We start from the raw sequence: 21,636 nt of genomic DNA, 5'->3' as shown, positions 1-21,636 counted from the left end.
GGATGCGCGTAGCTACCCCCCCCGCCCCCCGTGCACAACAGCGGCACCCCCTCTCCCCCCCCCCCCCCCCCCCCCCCCCCCCCCCCCCCCCCCCCCCGGGCTCCTGGGCCGTGCGGCTCAAGCCAGCCACGCGTTCTCGAGCTGGACGCGGCCGTAACCGGGCAGCGTGGGCAGGCCCTTGACCTTGGCGACGGCGAGGTCGATGCCGTCGGCCATGCCCCACAGCAGGTAGCCGGAGCGCTCGTACTCGATCTGCTGGAGCTCCTTGAGGGCGGCAGCACGCTCCTTCTCGTCCACGGTGGCGATGACCTTGCGGTAGGCGGCGTCGAAGCCCGGGTCGTTCCAGCCCGCCTCGTTCTGACCGGCCTCGCTGACCATCGTCTTGGAGGCGAAGAAGACCACCGAGTCGTTGGTGCCCCAGTAGGTGGTGTAGAAGTCTCCGGTCTTCCAGGTCTTGTCCCAGAAGGCGCCGGATTCCTGCTTGACGACCTCGACCTTGATGCCGGCCTCGCGGGCCTGGTTCGCGAACAGGGTCGCGGACTCGGCGATTCCGGAGATGTCCTCGGTGGTCACCAGCGAGTAGGTCCTGGACAGGTCGAAGTTCGCCTCGGCGAGCAGCTTCTTGGCCTTCTCCAGGTCCCGCTTGCGCTGGGGGATGTCCTTGGCGAAGGCGGGGTCGCCGGTGCCCAGGATGTCGTTGGCGACGGTGCCGTAGCCGGAGAGGACCTGCTTGACCATCGCGTCGCGGTCGACGACCAGACGCATCGCCTCGCGGACGCGCGGGTCGGCGAAGGGACTGCCCGCGGCAGTGCGCATGACGATGGGCATCGCCATGTCGTTGGGGCGGCGCAGGACCTGGATGTCCTTGCGGGTCTCGGCGGTACGGGCCGCGACGGCGCCGACGTTGGAGGCGAGGTCGATCTGCCCGGCGAGGAGGGCGTTGGCCATGGCCTGCGGGGTCTCGAACATCGTGATCTCGATGGCATCGAGGTGCACGGTGCCGCCGTACCACTTGTCGTTCTTGACGAGGCGGGCGTTGCCGCCCCGGTACCAGTCGAGCTTGAACGGGCCGGTGCCGGGGGCCTTGTCGAGGGCGTTGTCGGGGGTGTCCTTCTTCATCACGAAGCTGGCGAGCCGCGTCAGGAGCGGGAAGTCCGCGTTGGCGTAGTCCAGGGCGACGACGACGGTGTCGGTGCCCTCGGCGGTGATGCTCTCCGGGCCCTTGACCCCCGGCAGGCGGGAGGCGCCTGAGGGGGTGCCCCGCAGGCGGCGCAGCGACCAGACGACGTCCTCGGCGGTGACCGGTGTGCCGTCGTGGAAGGCGGCACCCTTGGCGATCTTGAACTTCCAGGTCTTCAGGTCGGCCGAAGGCTCCCACGAAGCGGCCAGGCGGGGCACCGTGTTGGTCTTCGCACCCGGCATGGCGAGGGTGTCGAAGACGAGGGCGATGACCAGGTAGTCGCTCTCGTTGGCCTGGGTGCCGTGGGGGTCGCGGGTGACGGCTCCGGCGCGGCCGAGCGCGCCGATGCGCAGCGTTCCGCCGTCCTTCGGCTTGCCGTCTCCCTGAGGGGCCTTGTCCGTCTTGGTGTCGCCGCTGCCCGAGGAGCAGGCGGCGACCAGGGCCCCCGCGCCTATCGCTCCGCCGGCCCACAGCACCTGGCGCCTGTTGAAGTTCACGTACGTCCTCGATCCACTGAAACTACGGGGTGGCAGGGACACCGGACATGCGCGTCTGGCTCTCTCCGTCGTCCGGATCAGGCCAGACATGCCGTGGTGCTTAGGGTTGCCTATCCTAATGACAACCATTACCGCAAGCCTCCGACCGGGATGGGACACACGTCCGAATCTCGCCCCCCAATGACTTGCAAGTAAGGTTTGCCTTACCTCATTTCGGTGTTACGGTGCGAGTCGTTCGCCGGTTCCGCAGATACCTGACAGGACTCCAACGGCCCGTCGCATCTTGCCAGTTACGCACTCCCGCCGCCCGACCGCCGGAGACCGTACCTCAGAACCGGGATCCCCCCATGCCATCCGACGAAACGGATCTCTTCGCCATGAGCACGGATGCCGCACCCGTCCGCCAGCTCGACACCCACACCGTGGGTGAACTCCGCCAGGCGGCCGAGAAAATCCTCGCCGAGTTCGGTACCTCCGCCACAAATCCCCAGCTCCTGGCCCGTGTCGCCGAGAAGGCCGCAACCCTGAGCCAGACGCTGCGCGAGCACTGCCGCCCCGTCGACACCGCGGACGGCCTGTACATCCTGCGCGGCCTGGAGGTGGACGACGCGGCCATCGGGGACACGCCGTCCAGCTGGGCCACGGCCGGCGACAGCGGCGCGGTCTACGACATCGCCCTGCTCCTGCTCTCCACGGTGATGGGCAACCCCATCGCCTGGGAGGGTCAGCAGGACGGGCGTTTCGTACACAACATCGTCCCCTCGTCCGGTCACGAGACCGAGCAGACCGGTGCCAGCAGCACCGTGCTTCTCAGCCCGCACACCGAGGACGCCTTCCACCCCGGTCGCGCCCACCTCCTGATGCTCGGCTGCATGCGCAACCACGACGACATCGCCACCACCGCCGCCAGCATCCGCAAGACCCGTCTGGCCGACGAGGACATCGGCCTGCTCACCCGGCCGGTCCTGCCGATCCTCCCCGACGACGCCTACGAAGAGGCCCAGGGCTTCACCGACCAGGCCCCGCCCGCGGTTCCGGCGCTGTTCGCGGCCGAGGGCGGCATGACCCTGCGCTACGACCCCGCCTACACGCCCGTCGACCAGGCGGACGACGCGTACCGGGGCGCCTACGGGCGCCTCTCGGACGAACTGGCGCGCGTCGCCGTCGCCGTCAGCCTCAGCCCGGGCGACATCCTCGTCGTCGACAACGACCTCGTCGTCCACGGCCGCGTCCCCTTCCAGGCCCGGTACGACGGCAGCGACCGGTGGCTCAAGCGCGCCTCCGTCCGGATCCCCGGCCGCCGCACCCGCCCCGAGGCCGAAGCCGGCGAGCACGGCTACGGCCAGAGCGCCCTCGAAGCGCACGCGAGCTGACCACCCGCCCCGTACCCGGAGGAACCCCGATGACCGAAACCCCGCCCGCCCGCATACCCGGGGACGACAAGAACCTCCGCATCCTCACCAGGAGCGATGTGGCGGCCATCGACATCACCCTGGACGACGTCCTCGACGTGGTCGCCGGATCGGTCGAGGCCCTCGCCGACGGCACCTCGGCCAACCCCCGCAAGCTGTCCGTCCAGCCCCCGGACGGGAGTTCGGTCTCGTACGCGATGCTGGGCCGGGACGGGGTCCGCGAGGTCGTCGCCATCCGCGCCTCGTACCGGCACGACCCCCACCAGGACCGCGACCTCCAGCGCCACTACACCTCGCTGACCCTCTACGACGACGCCGCGGGCCTCCCCCTGGCCCTCATGGACTGCGGGCGGATCGGCTCGCTGCGCACCCCGGCCGTCTCCGCCCTGTTCGCCCGGGAATGCGCGCCGCCCGACTCCCGCACCGCGCTGCTCATCGGCACCGGCACCACCGCCCGCATGGCGCTGCCCCTGCTGGTGACGGCGCTCCCGGGGCTGGAACGCCTGCTCGTGTACGGCACCCACCCCGAAGGCCTCAAGGCGGTGCGCGAACAGTTCGCCGCGTACTTCCCCGGCCGCGAGCTGGAGTTCGTCCAGGACCTGCGGGAAGCGGCCGGCGCCGCCGACATCGTGATCGGCACCGCCGGACCCGCCACCCCGGCCGCCGTCGAGGCCGACTGGCTGAAGCCCGGCGCGCTCGCCGTGGTCGTCGGCCACGGGCTCGCACCCTCCACCCTCCAGCAGGCCGACCGCGTCATCGCCACCAGCGCCGCGCAGATGGCCGACACCGGCACCGACATGGCCGACGCCGAGGGCCAACTCCGGTCCGTCGACGCGGAACTCGCGCAGGTCCTCGCCGGACACTCCCCCGGCCGCACCGGCCCCGCCGAGCGCGTGTTCGCCTACAACAGCGGCCTCGTCGTCACCGACATCGCCCTGGGCCACCGCTTCGCCCGGCTCGCCCTCGACCAGGGCCTGGGCACCGAGGTCGCGCTGTGGCAGTGAACAGCCGTCACCTGCCCACCCTGCCGGTGCTGGACGACCCCGCGACCGAGCGGGTCCTGGCCGGCGGGCTGCTGCCCGAACTGGCCTACGCCTTCGGCGGGCCCTTCCACTTCCTGCTGCCCGACGCCTTCGACACCAACCTGCGGGCCATGCGGGACACGCTGACCGCGGCCGGGGTCGACGGCTTCGTGTACTTCGCGAAGAAGGCGAACAAGGCCGCCGTCTTCGTCGAACGCGCGGCCGTCGGCGGCGCGGGAGTGGACGTCGCCTCCGTCGCCGAGCTGCGCGAGGCCCTCGGCCACGGGGTACGGGGCGAGCACCTCGTCGTCACCGGCCCCGCGAAGGACCCCGCCCTGCTGCACCTGGCCGTCCAGCACGGCGCCCTGGTCGCGGTCGACGCCCTCGACGACCTCGACACCCTCGCCACCACCGCCCTGGCCGGCCGCGTCCGGCCGGCCCGGATCCTGCTGCGGATCCTGCCCCCCGCCCAGCCCCACAGCCGCTTCGGCCTCTCCGAAACCGAACTGGCCACAGCCCTGGACCGGTGCGTCCAGGCCGGGGACGCCGTACGCATGGAAGGGTTCTCCTTCCACCTGTCCGGCTACGCCCTCCAGCCGCGCGCCGACCTCGCCGCCCACCTCGTGGACCTCTGCCTCAAGGCCCGCGTCCAGGGCCTGGAGGCGAGCCGGATCAGCATCGGCGGCGGGCTTCCCATCAGCTACAGCGACGCCGACAGCTGGCACACCTTCCTCGCCGAACAGAACAGCGGCCACTACCACGCGGGCAAGAAGTTCCACACCGGCGACTTCTACCCCTACCACTCCCCCGTGGCCGGAGCCGAGGCCCTCGCCGCCCTCCTGGCCACCCGGCCCGAGGACCGCGAACAACCCGTCGCGGCGCTCCTCAGGGACGCAGGCGTCACCCTCCTCCTGGAACCCGGCCGGGCGCTGCTCCACCAGGCCGGAGCCACCGTCTTCCGCATCCAGGGAGTGAAGGAGCGGGACGGCTACCGGATCCTCACCGTCGACGGCACGAGCCTGAGCCTGTCCGAGCAGTGGTTCAACAGCGAGTACCTGCCCGACCCCGTCCTCCTCCCCCGGGACCCCGCCGGTCCGGCGGGCACGTTCCCGGCGAGCGTCGGCGCGGCCACGTGCCTGGAGTCGGACATGCTCACCTGGCGGAAGGTCCCGCTGCGCCACCTGCCCCGTACCGGAGACCTGCTGGTCTACCCGAACACGGCCGGCTACCAGATGGATTCCAACGAGTCCCCGTTCCACGACCTGGCCCTGCCGCCCAAGGTCGTCATCGACCAGACCGACCGGCCCCGCCCCCGCTGGCGTCTGGACCGCCACTTCACCTGACGCACAGCGCGTCCGCCCGCCCGCAGCCCGCCTCCCACGACCTTCTGGAGTTACCGATGCCCGGAGCCCTTCAGCGTCCCGCCGTGGTCTCCCGCGTATCCGATCTCATCGGCTACACCCCCCTCCTCGAACTCGCCTCCACCGAGACCGGCAGCCGCCTGCTGCTGAAGCTGGAGATGTTCAACCCCACCGGCACCGCGAAGATCCGTATGGCCCGGGCCATGATCGACGCGGCCGAGGCCGCCGGCGAGCTGCGCGAAGGCGGCCGGATCATCGAGTCGACCTCCGGGAACACCGGCCTCGGCCTGGCGGTCATCGCCGCCGAACGCGGCTACACGTTCACCGCCGTCGTCGACAACCACGCCTGCACCGACAAGCTCCGCGGCATGAAGGCGCTCGGCACCGAGCTCGTCTACGTCGTCGACGACGGCACCGAGGAACTCGCCACCGCCGCCCGCGAGGAACTCGCCGAGGACATGGCCCGCGGCCACGACAACACCGTCTTCACCGAGCAGCACAACAACCCCGCCAACGGAGTCGGCTACTTCCCCGTCGCCCACGAACTCCACGAGGCCCTCGACGGGAAGATCGACGTCCTCATCGGCGCGGTCGGTACCGGCGGCGCCCTGTGCGGCACCAGCCGGGAGCTGGCCAAGCTGATGTCCGGCTTCACCGTCATAGGCGTCGAGCCCAAGGGCTCCATCGCCTTCGGCGGCCCCGCCCACGACTACTACCAGTCCGGCACCGGCACCCCGGAGGGCGCCGAGATCGGCGCCCTGGTCGACTTCGACCTGATCGACGAGGGCGTCAAGGTCGGCGACGTCGAAGCGTTCGCCACCTGCCGCGCGGTCGCACGCACCGGGCTGCTCATCGGCGGTTCCGCCGGCGGAGTCGTCTACGAGGCGCTCACCCGTCTTCCCTCCCTCCCGCCGGGGACGACTATGGTCGCCCTCATCAACGACGGAGGGGAGAAGTACATGGACACCGTCTTCAACGACGACTGGATGCAGGACCGCGATCTCCTCAACGCCGAGACCGAGCGGGACGTCGACGAGCTGCTCACCAAACTCCGCGGGAACCGATAGACCCATGCTGAAAACCCTCCTCCGCGACAGCCGCGCCCTCGGCGTCCTCGCGGTGCCCTTGATCCTCACCCAGCTCGCCCAGGTGGCACTGACCACCACCGACACGGTGATGATGGGTCTCCTCGGCACCACCGAGCTGGCAGCCGGCGGTCTCGCCATCGTCATCTTCAACCAGCTCCGCACCATGGGCGTCGGCCTGGTCACCTCCGTCGGCAACCAGATAGCCGCCGCGGCGGCCAGAGCCGAGAAGGACCGGGACCAGGCGGAGGAGTCACAGCAGGAGGTCCGTTCCATAGTCCGGGCGAGCCTGGCCGTCGCCACGCTCGCCGGCATCGTCGGGGCCCTCCTGATGATCCTCACCGGTCAGGCCCTCGACCGGCTCGGCCAGGACGAGGAGGTCGTCGACCTCACCCGGACCATGCTCTACGCGCTCGCCCCGGGCCTGCTGCCCTGCCTGTGGTTCCAGGCCGTGCGCCAGTTCACCGTCGGCATGCGCCGCCCCCAGGCCCTCCTCCAGATCACCATCGCCTCGGTCGCGGTCAACGCCGGCCTCAACTGGATCCTCGTCCACGGCACCTTCGGCCTGCCCCGCCTCGGCCTCACCGGCGTCGGCATCGCGACCTCCACCGTGTACCTCCTGTCCTTCCTCGCCCTCTACCTCTCGGCGAAGAAGGACAAGGAACTCGCCCCGCTGCTGACCCTGGACATCACCAAGGCCGACCCGGCCACCGTCAAGCGCCTCATCGGCCTCGGCATCCCCATCGCCGCCACCTACGGTTCCGAGGCCGGGTTCTTCTCCATCACCGCCCTGATGGCAGGCTCCTTCGGCCCCGACGCGCTCGCCGCCCACACCGCGGTCAACCAGCTCGTCTACATCGTCTTCCAGGTCGCCATCGGCCTCTCCCACGCGGCCTCGATCAACGTCAGCCGCGAACTCGCCCTCGGCAACCACGAAGACGCCCGGCGCCTGAAGAACACCGCCCTGACGTGTGCCGCGGCCGTCATGGCCGTCGTCGGGGTCCTCTACCTGACGATCCCCAAACTGGTCCTGGCGCCCTTCCTCGACTCCGGCTCCGGCTCCGGCCAAGCCCTCACCATCGCCACACACCTCTTGATCGTCACCGCCTTCCTGCAGTTCTTCGACTGCGCCCAGAACATCGGCGTCGGACTCCTGCGCGGCCTCGACGACACCAGGAGCGGCTTCCGCATCACCCTCATCGGCTACTGGGCCGTGGGCCTCCCCGCCTCCTGGTTCCTCGCCTACGCCCTGGACCTCGACACCCTCGGCATCTGGCTCGGCCTCCTCACCGGCCTCGCCACCACCGCTGTCCTCCTCCTGCGCCGCTACTCCCGCTCGCTGACGGAGCACGCCCGCGCACACGCGGCACAGGCCGTTGCCTGATCGCATTCGCCTTCCGCGCGCCGCGCGCGTTCAACGTCGGGACCGGCCTGTCCACGGGCCGGTCCCGACTGCACAATGGCTTCGACGGCCAAGGCGAGTCGGCAGGAGGCACCCGGAGGGTGAAGGACGAAGAACCTGACACGCCAGGCCGCCCCCACGACTGGGCGGCCCGCCTGCTTTCCCGCCTCGAAAGCCGCGACGAGATCGACCGGACACTGCACGTGGTGGTCCACGGCGGGCAACACTTGAGCGCGGAGGTCGACATACGCCGCGCTCAAGCCGTCCATGCGGCTGCGATGGGCCTCGGCCCGGCAGGCTGCGCCGCCGCCGCAGGGATCTCCGAAGCGATGCTCGCCGGCTGGCGCTCGCAGGAGCGGCTTTCGACGCCGCCATCTCCTCCGCCACGGCCATGGCGGCTACGCACCACGTCGCCCCGCCAGGCGAACTGAACGGAACGGGCCGTGGAACGGACTCACCCACGACCAGGGAGCCTCGGGGGTCCGCCGCGATCGCCGCAGCTGAAACGGTCGCCACCGACGTCGCGGACCGTATTCACGGTGTCGTGCGGGGTGCCGGGAGGGTGAGTCGGGTGGCAGGGGCGGCGGCCGGGAGCGCGATGGGGCTGGCGCCGTCGTGGTCGTGCTCGACATCCGCGAGCGGGCGGGTGTGTTCGGCCGCGCGGGCCATCCACGGCAAGATCCGGAACGAGGCGTCGGGCACCGTCGTCGCGGACTCCGCGCCGCTGATCCATGTCGTGAGGGTGAACCGGTGATCGGCGAACTGCCCGCTGGGGCAGGTGGACGGGACGACCTCGTGGAAGGCGCTCGCCGGGAAGAACACGACGGTGTCGTGCTCGGGCTCGATGATGCGGTAGGACTCCGCCGGCCGGGGCCCGCCCTCGTGGAGCAGGGTGTCGTACAGCCGGAGTTGGCCGCCGTCGAAGCCACGGGGCTTGCGGTGGAGGTAGTACACCGCCGACAGGGCCGTGCCGACGTCGCGGACCCGCGAGGCGTCGGTGTGGATGCCGTAGTGGCCCCCTTCGCCGTGCGCCGTCAGGACCGTCAGGGTCTGCGTGAGTGTGGCTCGGTGACCGAGGACCTCTTGGACGAGCGGCAGGCAGTCGGCGAGGTGCCGGCTGAACACGGGGCTGGTCACGGGGAGGACGAGGGAGCTGCGGCCTTTGTGGGAGACCTGGCCCGACAGCGGGTCCAGGACCGTTCCGGCATTGAAGTCGGGCTGCCGGGAGATCGCGTAGCTCAGCAGGCGGGTGGCGCGTTCGGCACCGAGGAAGTTCTCCAAACGGCAGACCGGGGCCGGTATCACGGGGGTCGTGGACCACTGGTCGGCGGGAGGCAAGTCCCGGGTGCTGATTTCCTTCGGCGCGGCCGGTTCCTTCGCGTATCCGCTCATGGCCCGGAACCGTAAACGGAGTGACCGAGCCGCCGAAGGGGCACAGGGGGGCGCACAGGAGTACACCACCCTGACCACCAAGGTCCACCCCGCTGTCGAGGACCGGGGTCTGCCGCTGTCCATCGTGCTCACACCCGGCAACGTCAACGACGCCACCATGTTCGTCCAGGTCCTCGACAGGATCCGCATCCCGCGCGCCACTACGGGCCGGCCGCGCACGACACCGGATCGCGTACTGGGAGACAAGGCGTACTCAGCCACGACGCCGATCTCTGCAAGGAGCGGAACACCGCCGAACGCCTGATCAACAAGCTCAAACCATGGCGAGGCATCGCCACCCGGTACGGCAAGCCTCCCGACAGCTACCTCGCCGGTCTCCACCTGCGCGCCTCGATGATCTGCATCAAGGACCTCACCAGGACCACCCGATGATCACGACTCGATAAGCCCCTGGGTGACGCGCTGAGGTGCCGGACGCCAAGGGCGGGCAGGCGTTGAGTCAACGGTCGACCGGCCGTGGACGCGGGGCTTCACCCGTGGATTCCGCGTCGGTGTCGTCGGTGCCGACCGGGCCGCGGGGAAGTATCCGGTCCAGCCACTTCGGCAGCCACCAGTTGGTCCGGCCGAGGAGTGTCATGGTCGCCGGTACCAGCACCATGCGTACGACCGTGGCGTCGATGAAGATCGCGGTGGCCAGGCCGAGCCCGAACATCTTGGCGGAGGGGTCCTCGGCGACGGCGAAGGACAGGAAGACCGCCACCATGATGAGGGCGGCCGACGTGATGATCCGGGCGGTGCCCGCGACGCCCTCCACGATCGCCGTGCCGTTGTCGCCGGTGCGCACGTACTCCTCGCGCACGCGCGAGAGAAGGAACACCTCGTAGTCCATCGACAGGCCGAACAGGATGGCGAAGAGGAACATCGGGATGAACGACACGATCGGAACCGTCGCCTCCAGCCCGATGAGCGCACCGCCCCAGCCCCATTGGAAGACCGCGACCATGACCCCGTAGGCCGCGCCGATGCTCAGCAGGTTCAGCAGCACCGCCTTGAGCGGTACGACGACCGAACGGAAGACCAGCATCAGCAGCAGGAACGACATCGCCAGCACGGCGGCGACGAACACCGGCAGGCGTTCGCTGGTGCGTCGGCCCACGTCGGACAGGCTCGCGGCGGCGCCGCCTACGTGCGCCCTGGCCGGGCCGTGCCCGATCGCCGCGGGCAGCACCTCGGTGCGCAGCCGGGAGAGGGTGTCGGCCGTCGCCTTGTCCTGAGGGCTGGTGGTCGGGAACACCACGAGGGTCGCGACGCCGGTGGCCTGGTCGATGCGCGCCGGCGCGACGGATGCGATGCCCGGATCCGCCGCGACCGTCGCGACGAGCCGGTCCACCACTCCCGGATCACCGGCGGGGTCCGCGGCGATGACGAGGGGACCGTTGGTGCCCGGGCCGAACCCCTCGGCGACGAGGTCGTAGGCGCGGCGCTCGGTACGGCTCTGCGGCAGTGAGCCGTCGTCGGGCAGGCCGACGCGCAGGCCGAGCACGGGCAGCGTCGCGGTCAGCAGCAGCGCCGCCGCGCCGACCGCGTACGCCACCGGGTGCCGGCCGACGTGCCCGATCCAGCGCCGCCACCCGGCGGCGGGGACGGCGCCCGCCGCTGTGTCCCGCCGTCGGCCGAGGCGGCCCGACCGCCCGGCCCGAAGAGCCCGGCGGATCCGGCCGGGTCGGCCCAGCCGCGGGCCCGCCGCGCCGAGGAAGGCCGGCAGCAGTGTCACCGACGCGAGCACCATCGTCAGGACGACGATCGAGACGGCAACCCCGCCCACCGTCATGAACGGCACGTTCGCGACCGCCAGGCCGAGGATCGACACGACGACGGTGCCGCCGGCGAAGACCACCGGCCGCCCCGCCGTGGCCACCGCTCGCCCGGCCGCCGCCTGCGGATCCAGCCCGCGCGCGAGGTACTCCCGGTGCCTGGCGAGCACGAACAGCGCGTAGTCGATGCCCACTCCGAGCCCGACCATGCTGCCCAGGACCGGTGCGAACGTGGGGACCTCTGTCACCCCCGCCAGTACCGTCATCGTGGCGACCCCGACGGTCAGTCCGAAGACCGCCATGCCGATCGGCAGCGCGGCGGCGACGAGCGAACCGAACGCCAGGAAGAGGATCGCGGCCGCGGCGAGGAGGCCGATCAACTCGCTCGCCCCGCCGTCGGGGCCGGAGAAGGCGTAGAAGAGGCCCCCGCCCATCTCGATACGCAGGGGCAGTTCGGCCCGCAGCCGGTCGCCGAGATCGACGAGGGCGTCGAGGTCTTCGGCCGACAGCCGGCTCTGGTCGGGGTACTGCACCCGGACGACCGCGATCCGCCCGTCGGCCGAAACGAGGCCGCCGCGCACGGCGGTGTCCCCGCCCGTGTCGAGCGCCCCCGCCGGGTCGCTCGTGCCGAGCACGTGCGGCAGCCGCCCCACCTCGGCCCGCAGCCGCGTGAGAGCGGTGCGCGCGCCGTCGTCGGCGAAGAACGTCGCACCGTCGTCGAGGGGGGTGACGACCACTTGGGCGGTCATCCCCTCCTGGCCGGTGCCGGCCCGCTCGATCAGTTCCGCGGCCCGTCGGGAGTCCAGTCCCGGAGCGGTCATCGAGTCCGCGGTACGCCCGCCGAAGGCGACGGCGGCGAGGACGGCCAGCGTGGCGGCGATCAGCCATGCCGCGATCACCCGCCAGGGATGGCGGGCGGCGCTTGCGCCCAGGCGCAACAGGGCTTTCGAGAGCATCGGGTCCTCCAACCACCTCGTCGGCCGTCCTTGTACGGCCGCCGATGCCGAGGCTCGTCGCCGCGGCGCTCCGCGGCATCGGCCCGCGGGCCGCGGATCCGTCGGCCCCGGGGCGGAGTGAGGACCCGTCCTTTCGGCCGATGCGCGGCACGCCGCGATCCCTAGGCTGAGAACCGTGCTCCGAGACGACCTGCGAACCCTGTGGACCGAACCCCGGCCGCCCGACGCGCCCGCCCGGGTGCGGCGGGACTGGGCGCTGCTCGCCGCGGGCCTTGCCGGTGTGGCGCTGGAGGCCACCCTGCGCGAGAACGTCGTGTGGCGGCCGGTGGCGGTGGTGTTCGCCGTATGGCTGTGCCTGCTGCCCCTGTGGCGCCGGACCCGCCCGCTGGCGATGGTGACGCTGGCGTTCGGCTCGGTGATCCTGCTTCCGGTGGCCTCGCTCGTCGCCGCACCGCGCGAGCCCGTCGGCCTGTACACCGGCGCGGTCGTGCTCGTGCTGGTGTACGCGCTGCCCCGGTGGGGGTCGGGACGCGAGATCGTGCTGGGCGGCGCGGTGATCCTCGCGGTCGGCGCGCTGTGTGTCGTCACGGACGAGACCCCGGTCGTCGAAAAGGTCGTGGGCTTCGTCTTCCTGCTGCTGCCCGGCGTGGTCGGGGCTGCCGTGCGGTTCCGGGTGACCGCTCGCGAGCGGCAGTTGGAGCAGGTGCGCTCCCGCGAGCGCGAGCAGCTCGCCCGGGAACTGCACGACACGGTGGCCCACCACGTGTCGGCCATGGTGATCATCGCCCAGGCGGGCCGGGTGCTCGCGGGCACCGACCCGTCCGCCGCCGTCGAGGCTCTGGAGGGGGTCGAGGAGGAAGGGGCGCGCACGCTGGAGGAAATGCGCGCCATGGTCGCCGCGCTGCGCGACCGCGGGGTCGGCGCCGAGCTGGGGCCCCCTGCCGGAGTCGCGGATCTGGAGCGCCTGGTGCGCACCCCGGGTGGTCGCCTCAGGGTCGACCTGGGGCTCGACGGTGAACTGGACGCGCTGCCCCCGGCCGTGGACGCGGCCGTCTACCGGATCGTGCAGGAGTCGGTGACCAACGCGCTGCGCCATGCGGTCGACGCGACCGAGCTCGTCGTCCGGGTCGCCGCGGAACGTCACACGGTACGGGTGAGCGTGCGCGACAACGGCCGGCGCGCCGGCCGGGGTCGCGACGGATACGGACTTACCGGATTGCGCGAGCGCGCGACGCTGCTCGGCGGCACACTACGAGCCGGCCCGGGTACCGACCGGGGCTGGCACGTCGAAGCCGAACTGCCGAGAGCGAGGAGTGAGAGCGGTGTCCATTCGCGTCCTCGTCGCTGACGACCAGACGATCATCCGCACCGGGTTGCGGATCATCCTGAACGCCCAGCCCGGCATCGAGGTGGTCGGCGAGGCCGCCGACGGCCGGGAAGCGGTACGTCTGGCCCGCGAACTACGCCCCGACGTCTGCCTGTTCGACATCCGCATGCCCGTACTCGACGGGCTCGAGGCCACCCGGCTGGTCGCCGGCCCGGGCGTCGCCGACCCGCTGGCCGTGGTCGTCATCACCACGTTCGACCTCGACGAGTACGTGTACGGCTCACTGCGTGCCGGCGCCCGCGGATTCCTCCTCAAGGACACGGGACCGGACCTTCTGGCGCAGGCCGTACGGTCGGCGTCCGACGGTGAGGCGCTCATCGCGCCCAGCGTCACCGTCCGTCTGCTCCAGGCATTCGCGGACCTGCCCGCCGGCCGGCCCGTGGCCCAGCCGGTCTCCCCCGTCACCGCCCGCGAGGAGCAGGTGCTCCTCGCCGTCGCTCGCGGGCTGACCAACACCGAGATCGCCGATGCACTGCACATCAGCCTCAGCACGGTGAAGACGCATCTGGCCAGCCTGATGGCCAAACTCGGCGCCCGCAACCGGGTCGAGATCGCGATGTGGGCCTACGAAACGCGCCGTATCCTCCCCGGAACCTGAGCCGGGTGCCGGGCCATGTCCCATGAGTCCCCGCCCGGACATCAGTGCACCGGTCGGCTCACGTCGGCTCCACGTGCCTCACTCCTTGACAACCTCTCCGCCCACCCGAACCGGCGGATGAAACGGTGGGCGGTGAAGAACAAGGTCGAGCCGTGCTTCACCCCGACGTCCGCACAGCGCAACGACGCGAACGCGCCCGCATCCGCATCCGCATCCGCATCCGCAGCGAGAAGGGCATCCGCCTGACGGACTGCCTCGGTTGAAGCATCAGGCCGAATGCAGGGGTGGGACGTTCCGCGCGAGCGCGGCCGCTTGCAGCCGCGCAGGTCGGCTTCGATGCAGCGGCTCTGGTGGAGAACCGACGTCCCGAGCTCGACGTGTCGCATGTTGGCCGCGATCAGCGATGCTTGGTCAGGTTGACCTGGTAGATGCTCGCCGCTTCCAGGCAGGCACCGTCGAAGTCGATGTGGTGCAGCCACAGTCCGTCGCAGTCGCACCCCGACGATCTGTAGCGCTTGCACACGCTCCCCCTCCGGCTGAACTCTCGACCGCAATTCTCTCGGGGCCCGCAGAGCCACCCCGACACGGCCAAGCGCACGGCCCGCCGCAATGGGCCGCGCAGTGGGGCAGAGCCCGGCTCCCTGTCTTCGCTGCCTGCCGCCCGTCCGACGGCCGCTTCACACTGCTCGCCGCCTGGTGCTGCCAGCGCACCCTGACCACCTGCGGGCGGATGTCAACATAGTTCGGCTGGCTGCGTCCCCAGTGTCTTCCCACCCGAACCCAAGTCGGGCGAGACGGCCCTGCGTGCCCGCCTGTTCCGTCGCAGGAAGCACCACTGACCGGGGTCGCGCCTGCTGACGGTCCGGTAGATTCGACGGTGCAGCTGATCTTCAGGGGAGCGGCCGTGTGCCGCGCGTGCGACACGGGGGCAGTGGGTGGGGAGCGGACAGGCGCTGGACCGTCGGCGGAAGGCCTTGCTGGAGTGCTGGCGTGCGATCGAGTTGTTCAGCCCGCCGGCCATCCCGGCCCTGCCTCGCCGACGCCTGGCTGCACGCTCGGGGCCGAGGGACGAGTACGTTCTCGACCTCACGCCGGAGCCGGGGCAGGCATCGCCGCGCATGCCGTGGGCGCCTGATCATCCGGATACCGGGCCACGGCGGGCACCGTACGGCCGGATGTGGCGGCACGAGGTCTACTGCGGGCTCTTCGATCTCGAGTTGCTCCGCCAGGCGATGATCTCGGTCCTGCCGGCGGGAACCAATCCCGATCCCGGTGTGCCACAGTCCGAGCTGGTGCTGTCGGGCCAGAGCGCGATGCTCGCACTGGTCCTGGACGACGAAGGCCGGCCCATCGAGGACACGTCCGTCATCTCCGCGTGCGCTTGGGCGACCGGCCGCCTCTTCGATCCTGGGCCGTCCGTTTCGGGCTGGCTGGACGGCTTCGAGGAGCTCGACGACGCCTTCGGCACCGCGATCGACGAACTCACGGCCACGGTGATCTCCTACGGCCCCACCGTGACGACCGCAGCCACGCCGTACGAGCAGTGGTCTGACGTCGGCGAAGGAGCGGCAACGCCGGGCGCGGCCGGGGCCAGGAGCTGGCAGCGGCTGCTCGCCGAGATCCTGGGCGGCGCTGCTGTCGGGGCCGTCGGTGCTCTCTTCGGCGAGGTCGCCGGCGCCGCCCTGCAGGGCGCGGCGGAACCTCTGGTCCGCCGAGCCGCAGACTGGGCCGCAGCGCGGCGGCCCGCTGAGGAACGAGCGGCGTCCGGGCAGACGGACGGCGCATCGGGTGTGCCCGAGGGCACGCCTGTCGACGGTACGGACACGTCTGCGGATGCGGAGTACGGGTCCAGCGCTGGGTCCCGCCCCCTCGGGTTCGCCGATCTCGTCGCCCTGACCGCGCAGATCGCCGACCTGTGCGGGGTACGGGATCACCTGCGGCCGCGGGTGATCCGAGTGCGCAGCAGGCTGGTCACCCGTCCGAAGGACCCTCAGACGAAGGTCGCCGCCGCTGCGCCGTTCCTGAACAGTCTGCTCCCGCCCGACCTGGCTCGCGTATCCGCTGCCGTCGGCGAGGGGATCGGTCCCGCGCTGGAGGCGTACCTGAGCGAGCTTGATGGCGGCGTTGTAGGAGCTCGGACCGATGTGCGCCAGGAGCGCGGCGCCGTACTGGCCGGGGTGGCCCCGGACCTGGTCCCCGGCGGGCGCTGGCCCGCGCCGGCGCGTTTCCCGCTCGCGCTGAGCCAGCAGTTCGCGGTGGACCGTCTGCTCGCCGACCGGGTGGGAACCGAGGGCGGAATGTTCTCCGTGAACGGCCCGCCCGGCACGGGCAAGACCACGATGCTGCGCGACCTGGTCGCCGCACTGGTCGTCGAGCGAGCGGCGATGCTCGCCGCCTTCGACCGGCCCGAGAAGGCCTTCACCGGTACGGTGTGGCGGGGCAAGGACCGCCAGGGCAAGCGACCCCGCTTCGTTTCGCGGCTCGACCCGCGGCTCACCGGGTTCGAGATCGTGGTCGCCTCCTCCAACAACGGCGCCGTGGAGAACATCACCGCCGAACTGCCCGGCACGGGCGCGCTCGGCGAGCACTGGCACGACGGCCCCGACCACTTCTCCGACCTCGCCTCCGCCCTCCTCGGGGCACCGGCCTGGGGTCTGATCGCGGCGGTGCTCGGCAACAAGTCCAACCGCAAGGAGTTCGGAAACCGGTTCTGGTGGGGCCAATTGCCCGAGAAGGAGGCCAAAGCCCGCTCCACCGCGGGACTGCCGAAGCTGCGCGGCATGGAGACCATCCTGCGCGAATGGACCCCGCCGAGGCCCCCGTCCGGCGGCCGGAGTCCCGTCACCCCGACGCAGCAGCCCCCGGTGGGCGAGCCGGTCCAGGCCGTGCCGTCGTGGACGGGCGCCGTGGCCGCCTTCCGCACCGCCCAGGCCGAGGTCGACCGTCTGCGATCCGAGCGCGCCCGTCTGGCCGGTGCCCTTGCGGCGGTGGAGTCCCCGTCGGCCGGGCACCGGATCGCCGGCCTGGAGGCGGCCGTGTCCCGGGCCGACCAGCAGGTGGCCGCCGCCACGGTGGCTCTGGAACGCGCCGCCACCGGTACGGCCGCCGCCCGGTCGGCCACCGCGGCGGCCGAGGCCGGACACCATACGGCCTCCGCGCACGTCCCGCGGGCCCGCCAGGAGCTGGCCGACGCCCGCGCCGACCTGTCGGCCGCCCGTGAACTGGCCGCGCACCACCGGGAGTACGTCACCGCGCTCACCGCCCGTCACGACGCTCCGGCGCCCGTCGAGCGGGGCCTGCGCGGTGGGCTACGCCGCCTGCTGCAGAGCGCCGCGGACCGGGAGGCCGTCGAGCGGCAGCAGGAGTACACCCAGGCCGAGATCGCGCACCTGCTCGTCCAGCAGCGCGCCGCGCTCGAGGACTCCCTGGAGCGGGTCGCCGCCGCCGTGCGCGCCGAATCCCTCGCCGCCGGCCGGCACGCCCGCTCCGGCACCGTCGTCGACCAGGCCGCCGCCGGCCTCACCGCCGCGCTCGACCACGAACGGGCCGCGAGCGCGCGCGAAACCGCGGCGGCCGCCGCCCTCCGCCACGCCCGGCACCTCGCCGACGCGTCCCGCCGCGATCTGCGCAGTGCCGTGGCCGAACTCGACGGCTACCACCGCGGACTCCGGGAAGCGGCCCGGACGCTGCCCTCCCTCCCCCTGGGCTGGGCACACCTCGACGAAGCCGACCAGGAGCTCGGCTCCCCCTGGTCCGACGAGGCCTGGTCCACCGCCCGCAGCGACCTGTTCCTTCGCGCCCTGGACCTGCACCGCGCCTTCGCCGCCGGGGCGGCGAAGAAGGTACGGGGCAATCTCCAGGTCCTCATGGAACTGATGGCCGGCACCAACGGGCCGATCCCCGACGAGGAGGTCGCGCACGCCTGGCAGACCCTTTTCCTCCTGGTGCCCGTCGTCTCCACCACGTTCTCCTCCGTGGGTAGCATGTTCGCCCGCCTCGGCCGGGAGTCGATCGGCTGGCTCCTCGTCGACGAAGCCGGGCAGGCCACCCCACAGGCCGCCGTCGGCGCGCTGTGGCGCGCCCGCCGTGCCGTTCTGGTCGGCGATCCGCTCCAGCTCGAACCCGTCGTCACCATGCCCACAGCACTGCAGCTCCGACTGCTGCGCGCGTACGGCGTCGGCGAGCAGTGGCTGCCCTCGACCACCTCGGCCCAGGCCGTGGCCGACCGCACCAACCGCTACGGCACCTACCTCCCGGCACCCGACGGAGACGACGAGCACGTCTGGGTCGGATCACCCCTGCGCGTCCACCGCCGCTGCGAGAACCCCATGTTCACGGTCAGCAACGAGATCGCCTACGGCGGCCTCATGGTGTACGGCACCGGAACCAAGGCGTTCCCCGACGCAGAACGGGACGGCCTCCTCCCCAGCCGCTGGCTCAACACCGACGACCCCACCCGCCCGCCCGATGCCCCGTGGGGCGAACGCGACCGCCGGGCCTTCGAGTTCGTCCTCGATCACTTGCACCGGCAGGGCGTTGGCATCGACCGCCTTCGCATCATCGCCCCTTTCCGGGCCCTCGTGGCCGAATGCCAGAAGATCTGCCGCGGTCGCGAAGGCTGGACGTCGCAACTGATCGAGGAGCGGTGCGCCACGGTCCACCGAGCCCAGGGCAAGGAAGCCGATGTCGTCATCCTGGTGCTCGGCGGCGGCCGGCCCGGCGCCCGCGACTGGGCCGCCCGCACCCCGCACCTGCTCAACGTCGCCGCGAGCCGCGCCAAACGCCGCCTCTACGTCATCGGCGAGCGCGGCCTGTGGGCCCCGCTCCCCCACTTCGACGTCCTCGCCTCCGAACTGACGGAGTTCCACCATCTCAGCGACCGAACCACTTGGCCGCCGGACATGGAGTGACCGCCAACGCTGTGCTGCGGGGCGGAGGCTACATACCCGTCACGACGCAAGGCCGCGAGCCGCGGATCAGCGCGCGGTCGTGGGGGCCGGGCACCCCGGCAGGGCCGGCCGGTCCTTCGTGCGTACGGCGGGGAGCCAGGCCGTGGGGGGTGTGGAGCCGGGAGGGAGGCGGACGCGGAACCAGCGGGTGGACTGCTGGTCCTCCTCGTTGATGATGGGCTGCCCGTCGGAGACCTGGCAGTCGGCGGCGAGGACGTCGCCGTGCCACACCCGGGTCGCCACGACGTTGTCCGCGGCGTACGGCCGCCGGGGGTCGATCGCCAGGCCCAGACTGCACTGCCGGTCCCGGTCGGCCCGCTCCCGACACCCCTTCTCGGCGTTGAACACCCGGATCGCGCCGGCCTTCGCCTCCGCGCCGCCGGGCGGTGCGGACGGGTTCGCCCGCACCGTGTCCGACCACAGGGTCGCGCCCGCGATCCCGCACAGCGCGGTGGCCAGGACGGCGGCGCGTGCCCGGCCCCGAAGCCGGCCCGCCCCCGTCCCGCGGGTTCCCTGTTCGGCGGCGATACGGGCGAGCAGGCTCTCGGCGGTGTGCGGGGCGCGCGCCGCGTGGGTGGGGGCGAGGCAGTCGGCGGCCAGCGCCCGCCAGAACGGCGGCACCGCGGGGTCCATGCGCAGCGGCACCCGCCCTTCGCCGTACCCCTGCACGGCGGCGCCCCGGGCCATGGGTGTGGCGCCGGAGAACGGGGAGGCGCCGGACGCGAACACCTCGTGGATGATGATGCCCAGGGCCCAGATGTCGGCGCTCGGCCGGACCTGTACGCCGAGTTCCCCGAGCGGCGCCCGCCAGCGCTCGGGCGGGAGGTAGTCCAGGGTGCCTATGGGCGGCGCGTACCCGTGCGTGCCCGTCATCTCGGTGGCGAGGCCGAAGTCCGAGAGCTTCACGGAACGGTCGGTGCCCAGCAGGACGTTCTCCGGCTTGAGGTCGGCGTGGACCCAGCCCGAGCGGTGGAGGTGGGCCAGTCCCTCGCAGATCCCCGCGATCAGCCGGGGGCGGTCGGCCTCGGCCGCCCCCACGTCGAGGAGTTCGCGCAGGCTGCCCGCGGCCCGCTCCATGACCAGCACGATCGCGCCGTCCAGCGTGGGGCGGTCGGGTGCGGCGAGGACGAAGGAGTCCAGGAGACCGATCAGCCGGGGGTGGCTCGCCCTGCGCCCGAGTTCGACCTCGCGGCGCGCGGATTCCACGATCCTGCGCGTCTGGCGCGGGGCGTACCCGGCGGTCAGCATGATTTTCAGCGCGACATCGGCTGGTCCCGCCGGCCCGCCCGCAGGGGCCACCCCGCCGGTCCGCCGGGTCCGCCCGGGGTACCCGTCGGCCGGCCGTGCCGCGTAGACCGTGGACCAGCCCCCGGACCCGATCAAGTCGGTGACCGTCCAGTCCCGCACCCGGTAGCCGGGCGGCAGGAGGTCCCTGCGCTCGCACTCCGTGGTGTCGCGCAGGCCGTTCGGCGGCGTCATCGCGCGCTCTGCCGCTCCCGCCCGCCGGCCCCCGTCAGGGGCGGCAGCAGCGTGAGGTGCTCCTCCCGTACGAGCCCGAACCGCAGCGCGAGCCCGACGATCTCCTCCCGCTTGCCGTTGCGGCGCTCGCTCCTGCCGGGTTCGCGCAGGTCCGGGGCGCCGATGCGCAGCTTCTCCTCGGCGAGGTAGTCGATGTGCGAGCTGATCGCACGCGCGGTCAGCGTGCCGCAGGCGGGGTGTCCCCTGAGCCGCTCGACGATCTGGGGAGTCGTGGGGACCGCCACGCGGGACTGGTCGCGCAGGCGAGGTTCGCAGAGCGCGACGAGTACGAGGAAGTAGGCGGCCGTCTCGTCCAGGGAGTACGCCGTGACCGTGAGGCGGCCCCAGGGGGCGCCCATGGCGTCCGGGTCCAGATAGACGTGGTCGGGCGCGAACACCTGGAAGGACACGGTGACGTCGCTGCGGGTGGGCAGCACCACGCGTGAGAACTCGAACGGGACGGGCGCACCGACCCGGCGCGGCGGGACCCTCAGGTACTCCCCCGCACCTTCCGGATTCTCCACCAGGTAGCTGTGGGTGGCGCTGTGGTTGGTCAGCTGCCAGTGGTCGTCGGCGACGCGGATCTCCCCGGCGAGCCGGGAGATCGCCGGGTCGGCGAGGCGCAGTTCGACGGGGACCGTCGCGGAGCCCCGTCCGAAGCAGGCGGCCTCGCCCGGTCCGAGCCGCAGCGTCACGGGGTCACCGTACGGTTCGCCGCCGTCGGCGCCACTGCACCCCTGCGGCAGATGGACGACTACACCGCTCACGGTTCCCCCTGTTCCACGCGTCGCTGCTCGGACGAGTGGAACAATACTCATCTCTCAAGGGAGTTCATCGGCGTACTTCGGCCACTTCGGCAGGGCGGCGCCGGCTCGGCTTCCGCCGGGGCGGGACGCCTACCCTGGCGGCCGTGGAAGCCTCCCGGGTCTCCCTTCGCATCCGGCTCACCCACCCTCCCGCAAGGGCCGCCCGTTGTGTGCCGGGTCACGTCGACTCCGTGTCAACAGTGGCGCTTTGGGGCTCTTTTCGACTCTCTGCCGAGCGGATCGGAGCAGCAGACAGT

General features: G+C 71.9%; 15 protein-coding genes and 1 pseudogene. 10 read left to right on the top strand and 6 right to left on the bottom strand.

Features of this window, described 5'->3' with window-relative positions; all coding sequences use genetic code 11:
- Positions 1 to 117 precede the first annotated feature (117 nt).
- The gene (locus ACZ7IF_RS26505) at positions 118 to 1,677 is read right to left on the bottom strand and encodes an ABC transporter substrate-binding protein (protein ID WP_470975962.1); all 1,560 of its coding nucleotides are present in this window, start codon (positions 1,675 to 1,677) and stop codon (positions 118 to 120) included.
- 377 nt (positions 1,678 to 2,054) lie between these two features.
- On the opposite strand from ACZ7IF_RS26505, the gene ACZ7IF_RS26500 reads away from it, so the two are divergent.
- From ACZ7IF_RS26500 to ACZ7IF_RS26475, 6 genes are all read left to right on the top strand, one after another.
- Positions 2,055 to 3,050: a TauD/TfdA family dioxygenase gene (locus ACZ7IF_RS26500; RefSeq protein ID WP_470975959.1), complete on the top strand. Its 996-nt coding sequence runs from the start codon at positions 2,055 to 2,057 to the stop codon at positions 3,048 to 3,050.
- 29 nt (positions 3,051 to 3,079) lie between these two features.
- Positions 3,080 to 4,093, top strand: a complete 1,014-nt coding sequence (locus ACZ7IF_RS26495; protein ID WP_470975956.1) for an ornithine cyclodeaminase family protein — start codon at positions 3,080 to 3,082, stop codon at positions 4,091 to 4,093.
- Positions 4,090 to 5,454 (top strand): type III PLP-dependent enzyme domain-containing protein, encoded by a 1,365-nt coding sequence (locus ACZ7IF_RS26490; RefSeq protein WP_470975953.1) that lies wholly within the window; start codon positions 4,090 to 4,092, stop codon positions 5,452 to 5,454. The genes ACZ7IF_RS26495 and ACZ7IF_RS26490 overlap by 4 nt, the downstream gene beginning before the upstream one ends.
- A gap of 56 nt (positions 5,455 to 5,510) precedes the next feature.
- Positions 5,511 to 6,539, top strand: coding sequence for a cysteine synthase family protein (locus ACZ7IF_RS26485; protein WP_470975950.1), 1,029 nt, complete (start codon positions 5,511 to 5,513; stop codon positions 6,537 to 6,539).
- A 4-nt stretch (positions 6,540 to 6,543) separates the two neighbouring features.
- Positions 6,544 to 7,941, top strand: coding sequence for an MATE family efflux transporter (locus ACZ7IF_RS26480; protein ID WP_470975947.1), 1,398 nt, complete (start codon positions 6,544 to 6,546; stop codon positions 7,939 to 7,941).
- Positions 7,942 to 8,060: 119 nt separating this feature from the next.
- A complete protein-coding gene (locus tag ACZ7IF_RS26475; RefSeq protein ID WP_470975944.1) occupies positions 8,061 to 8,390 on the top strand; it encodes a hypothetical protein in 330 nt (109 codons plus the stop codon).
- 103 nt (positions 8,391 to 8,493) lie between these two features.
- Here ACZ7IF_RS26475 and ACZ7IF_RS26470 read toward each other — a convergent pair whose 3' ends face one another.
- Positions 8,494 to 9,240: a 2OG-Fe(II) oxygenase gene (locus ACZ7IF_RS26470; RefSeq protein ID WP_470975973.1), complete on the bottom strand. Its 747-nt coding sequence runs from the start codon at positions 9,238 to 9,240 to the stop codon at positions 8,494 to 8,496.
- A 115-nt stretch (positions 9,241 to 9,355) separates the two neighbouring features.
- On the opposite strand from ACZ7IF_RS26470, the pseudogene ACZ7IF_RS26465 reads away from it, so the two are divergent.
- A pseudogene (locus ACZ7IF_RS26465) lies at positions 9,356 to 9,783 on the top strand (transposase); the annotation flags it as partial.
- 67 nt (positions 9,784 to 9,850) lie between these two features.
- Here the strand turns inward: ACZ7IF_RS26465 and ACZ7IF_RS26460 are convergent.
- The gene (locus ACZ7IF_RS26460; protein ID WP_470975941.1) at positions 9,851 to 12,121 is read right to left on the bottom strand and encodes an MMPL family transporter; all 2,271 of its coding nucleotides are present in this window, start codon (positions 12,119 to 12,121) and stop codon (positions 9,851 to 9,853) included.
- Between the two features lie 175 nt (positions 12,122 to 12,296).
- On the opposite strand from ACZ7IF_RS26460, the gene ACZ7IF_RS26455 reads away from it, so the two are divergent.
- The gene (locus ACZ7IF_RS26455; protein WP_470975938.1) at positions 12,297 to 13,469 is read left to right on the top strand and encodes a sensor histidine kinase; all 1,173 of its coding nucleotides are present in this window, start codon (positions 12,297 to 12,299) and stop codon (positions 13,467 to 13,469) included.
- Positions 13,444 to 14,106, top strand: coding sequence for a response regulator (locus tag ACZ7IF_RS26450; protein WP_267088103.1), 663 nt, complete (start codon positions 13,444 to 13,446; stop codon positions 14,104 to 14,106). Before ACZ7IF_RS26455 ends, ACZ7IF_RS26450 begins: the two co-directional genes overlap by 26 nt.
- Positions 14,107 to 14,503: 397 nt before the next feature.
- Here ACZ7IF_RS26450 and ACZ7IF_RS26445 read toward each other — a convergent pair whose 3' ends face one another.
- Positions 14,504 to 14,629 (bottom strand): hypothetical protein, encoded by a 126-nt coding sequence (locus ACZ7IF_RS26445; protein ID WP_470975935.1) that lies wholly within the window; start codon positions 14,627 to 14,629, stop codon positions 14,504 to 14,506.
- A 652-nt stretch (positions 14,630 to 15,281) separates the two neighbouring features.
- Here ACZ7IF_RS26445 and ACZ7IF_RS26440 point away from each other — a divergent pair.
- The gene (locus tag ACZ7IF_RS26440; RefSeq protein ID WP_470975932.1) at positions 15,282 to 19,016 is read left to right on the top strand and encodes a DEAD/DEAH box helicase; all 3,735 of its coding nucleotides are present in this window, start codon (positions 15,282 to 15,284) and stop codon (positions 19,014 to 19,016) included.
- Positions 19,017 to 19,082: 66 nt separating this feature from the next.
- On the opposite strand, the gene ACZ7IF_RS26435 is transcribed toward ACZ7IF_RS26440, so the two are convergent.
- Entirely contained in the window at positions 19,083 to 20,534 is a 1,452-nt protein-coding gene (locus tag ACZ7IF_RS26435) for a serine/threonine-protein kinase (RefSeq protein WP_470975929.1), read from the bottom strand.
- Positions 20,531 to 21,340: a serine/threonine protein kinase gene (locus tag ACZ7IF_RS26430; RefSeq protein WP_470975926.1), complete on the bottom strand. Its 810-nt coding sequence runs from the start codon at positions 21,338 to 21,340 to the stop codon at positions 20,531 to 20,533. The genes ACZ7IF_RS26435 and ACZ7IF_RS26430 overlap by 4 nt, the downstream gene beginning before the upstream one ends.
- Between the last annotated feature and the right edge of the window lie 296 nt (positions 21,341 to 21,636).

Source organism: Streptomyces sp. NPDC037421 (assembly GCF_055602105.1).
The sequence above is the reverse complement of the archived record's forward strand: the minus strand, read 5'-3'. Positions and strand labels throughout refer to the sequence as shown.

Coding starts and splice junctions, on each gene's coding strand:
- ACZ7IF_RS26500 (WP_470975959.1), top strand. CDS start 2,055: ATGAGCACGGATGCCGCACCCGTCCGCCAGCTCGACACCCACACCGTG.
- ACZ7IF_RS26495 (WP_470975956.1), top strand. CDS start 3,080: ATGACCGAAACCCCGCCCGCCCGCATACCCGGGGACGACAAGAACCTC.
- ACZ7IF_RS26485 (WP_470975950.1), top strand. CDS start 5,511: ATGCCCGGAGCCCTTCAGCGTCCCGCCGTGGTCTCCCGCGTATCCGAT.
- ACZ7IF_RS26480 (WP_470975947.1), top strand. CDS start 6,544: ATGCTGAAAACCCTCCTCCGCGACAGCCGCGCCCTCGGCGTCCTCGCG.
- ACZ7IF_RS26460 (WP_470975941.1), bottom strand. CDS start 12,121: ATGCTCTCGAAAGCCCTGTTGCGCCTGGGCGCAAGCGCCGCCCGCCAT.
- ACZ7IF_RS26440 (WP_470975932.1), top strand. CDS start 15,282: ATGTGGCGGCACGAGGTCTACTGCGGGCTCTTCGATCTCGAGTTGCTC.
- ACZ7IF_RS26435 (WP_470975929.1), bottom strand. CDS start 20,534: ATGACGCCGCCGAACGGCCTGCGCGACACCACGGAGTGCGAGCGCAGG.